Raw genomic sequence first — 4,804 nt, 5'->3', positions numbered from 1 at the left:
GCCGGCGGCCACTGCGCCAGCGCGTCGGCCGGCAGCGACCAGTGCCCGGTCGCACCGGCGCCCGCGTCGTCCGAGCCGCCCGCGCCCGTCCCGTACGGGTCGGCGCCCGACAGGCCACCGTCGCCGGGCAGTTCGCCGCCCGGCTCGGCGCCATGGGCGGGGAAGCCGCTCTCGCGCGCGTACGGGTCGCCCATGGGGCCGCCGAAGGGATCGGCCGTCGCACCGCCGTGCGGGGCCTCCTGGGCCCCCGTGGCGTGCGTCTGCGCCCCGCTCGTGGCGCTCAGTCCGGCGGTGAAGTTCCAGTGCCCGGTCCGGGTGGCCTCCTCGGCGTCCACGGCGCTGCCGGAGCCGTCGTACGCGCCGGCGCCCTGGTAGCCGCCGCCCTGGTAAGCAGCGGCGCCGCCCGGCCCCGTAAGGCCCGGATGCCCCGGATGGCCGGAATGCCCCGGGTGGCCGCCGGTGAATCCCGTATGCCCCGTCAGTCCGTCGTCGCCGACCAGATACTCGCCGGACTCCTCAAGGCCGTCGTCCGCCGCGGCGGGGACCGACCAGGCTCCGCCGCCGCCCGCTTCCGCGCTGCCGGCGACGGGCCAGTCCACCTGGTCGCCGCCCCAGGGGCGTGCCGACTCGGGCGCGCCGCCCTGGTAGAGCGCGGACGGGCCCTGGTGGGCCGACGGGTCGCCCTGGGCCGGGTATCCGACCGCCGGGTCCGCATAGCCGGCCGAGGGGTCCGCGAACGGCATCGTCCACTGGCCGGTGGCCGCCGGGTCGGTGCCCGCGGCGGGCACCGACGGCGCGGCGGCGTGCGGGGTGAAGGAGGCCGGCGGGGTGTAGCCGTGGCCGGGCGCGGCGAGCGGGTCGGCGCCCGGGGTGGCGTATCCGGGCGTCCGGCCACCGTAGACACCGGTGGTGAAACCCTCCGGAAGCTGGACGAAGGCGGTCGCCTCCGACTCGTACTCGCCGCCCTGCGGCAGCGGCTGCCACCCCTGATCGGGGTACGGCTGCTGCGGATTGCGGTGGTCTGGGTTGCTCACGAGAGCGCCCTCCCAAGAGCGCGGCGGGCCAGGGCTGCGACCGTACGGCGCAGGTGCAGTGCGGCCGGCGGCAGGGTCGCCGGTTCCGAACCGTCCTCCGGCGGCGCCGGGTCGGGGATGCAGGCGGCGGCGACATAGTCACCGAAGGCGGTCAGCGCCTCGGGTACCAGGCCGCGTTCGCCGTCCCAGTCGATGAGCGAGGCCACCCACTGCTCGGCCTCCAGGGGCCGCAGCGGCATGGCGGCGACCGCGCCGACCGCGCAGCGCACACCGCGCCTGGCCGGGTCCAGGACCAGCGCCACGGAGGCGGTGGCCCGGCCGGGGCCGGTGCGGCCGGTGGCCTTGAGGAAGGTCTGTGGGGCGTGCAGCAGCGGCACCCGTACGAAGCCGACGAGTTCGCCGGGGTGCAGCATCTCCCGGCCGGCCAGCAGGTGGCTGACCGGGATCTCGCGGCGGGCGCCCGCGGGGCCGGCGATGATCACCGTGGCCTCCAGGGCGGCGAGCACCGGGAGGGTGTCGCCCGTGGGGGCGGAGGTCACGATGTTGCCGCCGAGGGTGCCGGCGTTACGGATCTGCGGCGGGCCGGCCGCGCGGGCGGCGGCGGCCAGGCCGGGGATCAGGGCGGCGAAGTCGGGGCGTCCCATACGGGCGAGGGTGAGGCCGGCGCCGAGCAGCGCATGGCCGTCCAGGTACTGCCAGCCGCGGATCTCGCTGATCCGGCCGAGGCCCACCAGGGCTGCGGGTCTGAGGAGTCCGGCGTTGACCGCCGCCATGAGATCGGTGCCGCCCGCGACGGGCACGGCGGCGGGCATGGCGGTGAGCGCCGCCACCGCCTCGTCCAGCGAGGCCGGCAACGTCACCGTGTGCGACGCGTGCGGTGCGTGCGTGGTCAAGCCAGCTGCCCCTTCCCCGGTGTCCCGGCAGTTCCGCTCCGCCGTACGGTACGTGCTCACTGCCCGGACGTGGCAACTCTGGCACATCTTCCCGGGCCGTCGGCGCGAGGGTCCACGAAGCGACGATCCGTCCCGAACAGGGGTGCTGGTCCGGTTTCGTCCGCCACCGCCGGTGAGCGGGGACTTCGGTGCGGCTCGCGGGCAAGGCGCGTACGGCGGGCGTCCGGAGGGACACCCACCGTGGGTACGGCGGTGCTCGGTACGGCGGTGCGGGGAGGGAACCGCCGTACCCACCACCGTCCCAGGGTCCGGCCGCACGAGCGCCCACCTTGCACCGGGGCTCACACGTTTGGGGGCGCCCCGTCGATCGGGCGTCCGAGCACACCGGGGCGTTTCTGCCAGGGACGGGGGCCGCCGGGCGGGCGGTAGGCGACGCCGAGCGCGTCGAGGCGGGCGTAGTGGGCGGCCATCCGCCGGGTGAAGCCCTGGTAGTCGCGCTCGGCCGGCGCCGGCAACCGCGACCAGGCGACCTCGGCGAAGGCCGCCAGCCGCGGGAAGACCTGGTAGTCGAGGCGCTGTTGATCGTCCATGACCTCGGTCCAGGCGTTGGCCTGGGTGCCCAGGACGTGGGTGGCCTGTTCGGCCGTCAACTCCGGTGGGACCGGCTCGAAGCGGTAGACGTCCTCCAGGGTGCGTACGAAGCCGATGGGCACCGGTTCGTCCGGGGCGGCGTGCTGACGGTGGTCCAGATAGACCTGCTGTTCGGGGCACATGACGACGTCGTGGCCGGATTTGGCGGCGGCGATCCCGCCCGCGTAGCCGCGCCAGGAGGAGACCGCGGCGCCCTCCGCCAGTCCGCCCTCCAGGATTTCGTCCCAGCCGATCAGCCGCCGACCGCGGTCGGCGAGCCAGCGGTCGAAGTGCCGGATGAACCAGCTCTGCAGCGCGTTCTCGTCGGCCAGCGACAGTTCGGCGATCCGCGCCTGGGCGGTGGCGGACGCCTGCCACTGCTCCTTGGGGCATTCGTCGCCGCCGATGTGGACGAACGGCGAGGGGAACAGGTCGAGGACCTCCTCCAGGACGTGCTCGTAGAACCGCAGGGTGTTGTCGGTGGGTGCCAGTACGTTGGGGTTGACGCCCCAGGTGTCCCAGACCTTCAGGGAGGTGGTGTCGATGACGTCGGTGTTGCCGAGTTCGGGGTACGCGGCGATGGCGGCCTGTGAGTGTCCGGGGATGTCGATCTCGGGGACGACGGTGATATGCCGCTGGGCGGCGTAGGCGACGATCTCGCGGATGTCGTCGTGGGTGTAGTAGCCGCCGTGCGGGCGCTCGTCCCAGAGCGGGGAGGCGCGGTGTCCGCGCTTGGTGCGCTCCCGCCAGCCGCCGATTTCGGTCAGTTTCGGGTAGCGCGCGATCTCGATACGCCAGCCCTGGTCGTCGGTGAGGTGGAGGTGCAGCACATTGAGCTTGTGGGCGGCCAGCAGGTCGAGACAGCGCAGCACGCCGTCCTTGGGCAGGAAGTGGCGTGCGACGTCGAGCAGCATGCCGCGCCAGGCGAAGCGGGGGCCGTCCTCAATGGTCAGCTGCGGCAGGACGACCGCGCGCCCCGGTGCGAGCGGAGCCCGGCGGAAGGCGTGCGGGCCGAGCAGCTGACGCAGTGTCTGTGCCCCCCAGAAGACACCGGCCGGGCCGCCGCCGGCGATCCGTACGCCCCAACGGGGGTCGGCCTCCAGCCGGTAGCCCTCCGCGGGGAGGGCCGGATCGAGGGCGAGGGCGAGGGTGTCGGTCGCCTCGGCGGAGCCGGGGGGCAGCGGCAGGCCGAAGGCCGCGCCGAGGGTGGTGCGCAGCCAGTGCGCGGTGTCCTCGGTGCCGGGCGCCGCCGCCAGCGCGGTCCGTTTGCCGAGTTGGACGGCGCCGCGGTGGGGCCCGTCGATGCTCAGCGGCGCCGGGATCAGGCCACCGCCCGGTCCCGTGTGGGGGTCTGTTTCCGGCATGCCGTCAGTCCTTCACCGCGCCGCCCAGGCCCGAAACCAGTCGGCGCTGTACGAGTACGAAGAAGACCAGCACGGGGATGGTCATCACGGTCGATGCTGCCATGATCCCGCCCCGGTCGTTCTCGTCCGGCTTGAAGACCTTCTGCTTGGGCGTTGCCGACCTCCCGGAAGAGCCGGACCCGCACAATTCCCAGGAGATCAAGAGCGGTTGTACGCCCGGACGAGGGGTCGTCGGCCGCCCACCCCGCCCCGGAACGCATACCGGCCCCACCCCGGAACGCATGGCGGTGCCCCGCTCCGGGAACGACGACGGGCCCGGCTCCACGAGGGAGCCGGGCCCGGGCCCAAGGCGGGGGACCGCTACCGCACGGCCGATGGCCGGATCATGCGGCTTGTGCTGTTGCTGTTCTGCTGGGCGCTACGACCCGCGGCCGCTACTTCTTGCCGCCGTCCTTGCCACCCTTGTCCTTGTCGCCACCGGCGCCCATGGACTCGAAGATCTCCTTGCACATGGGGCAGACCGGGTACTTCTTCGGGTCACGACCCGGGACCCAGACCTTGCCGCACAGCGCCACGACGGGGGTGCCGTCGAGCGCGCTCGCCATGATCTTGTCTTTCTGGACATAGTGGGCGAAGCGCTCGTGGTCGCCGTCGCCGTGCGACACCTGCGGTGTCGGCTCTACGAGGGTCCCCGTACCTGCCCCGCGCTCGGGCTCAAGAGTGCTCATAACAGCCAAGGGTACTCACGCCCGCCGCAACCCGGGAGCGTCGGCCCACCGCCAGGTGGAGCGCAAGACCCACCGCCACCACCCCGGCGGCCGCCCAGGGCAGCGCGTACGGGGCCGGCCCCGGCGCCCGCGACCACCCGGGCGGCCGGCGGCGT

Annotated in this window: 3 protein-coding genes and 2 pseudogenes; all 5 read right to left on the bottom strand. The window is 74.1% G+C overall.

What is annotated here, in order from left to right; genetic code table 11:
- Positions 1-1,034, bottom strand: a pseudogene (locus DY245_RS34430) (2Fe-2S iron-sulfur cluster-binding protein); the annotation flags it as partial.
- A complete protein-coding gene (locus DY245_RS34425; protein ID WP_128511042.1) occupies positions 1,031-1,927 on the bottom strand; it encodes an FAD binding domain-containing protein in 897 nt (298 codons plus the stop codon). The gene DY245_RS34425 and the pseudogene DY245_RS34430, both read right to left, overlap by 4 nt.
- Before the next feature lie 341 nt (positions 1,928-2,268).
- Positions 2,269-3,921, bottom strand: coding sequence for a beta-N-acetylhexosaminidase (locus tag DY245_RS34420; protein ID WP_128511041.1), 1,653 nt, complete (start codon positions 3,919-3,921; stop codon positions 2,269-2,271).
- Between the two features lie 4 nt (positions 3,922-3,925).
- Positions 3,926-4,057 (bottom strand): annotated as a pseudogene (locus DY245_RS34415) (carbohydrate ABC transporter permease); the annotation flags it as partial.
- A 298-nt stretch (positions 4,058-4,355) separates the two neighbouring features.
- On the bottom strand, positions 4,356-4,649 hold the full coding sequence (locus DY245_RS34410) for a DUF3039 domain-containing protein (RefSeq protein WP_026169910.1): 294 nt from the start codon (positions 4,647-4,649) through the stop codon (positions 4,356-4,358).
- Between the last annotated feature and the right edge of the window lie 155 nt (positions 4,650-4,804).

Origin of the sequence: Streptomyces inhibens, assembly GCF_003389455.1 — a bacterium.
GTDB lineage: Bacteria > Actinomycetota > Actinomycetes > Streptomycetales > Streptomycetaceae > Streptomyces > Streptomyces inhibens.
The sequence above is the reverse complement of the archived record's forward strand: the minus strand, read 5'-3'. Positions and strand labels throughout refer to the sequence as shown.

Coding starts and splice junctions, on each gene's coding strand:
- DY245_RS34420 (WP_128511041.1), bottom strand. CDS start 3,921: ATGCCGGAAACAGACCCCCACACGGGACCGGGCGGTGGCCTGATCCCG.
- DY245_RS34410 (WP_026169910.1), bottom strand. CDS start 4,649: ATGAGCACTCTTGAGCCCGAGCGCGGGGCAGGTACGGGGACCCTCGTA.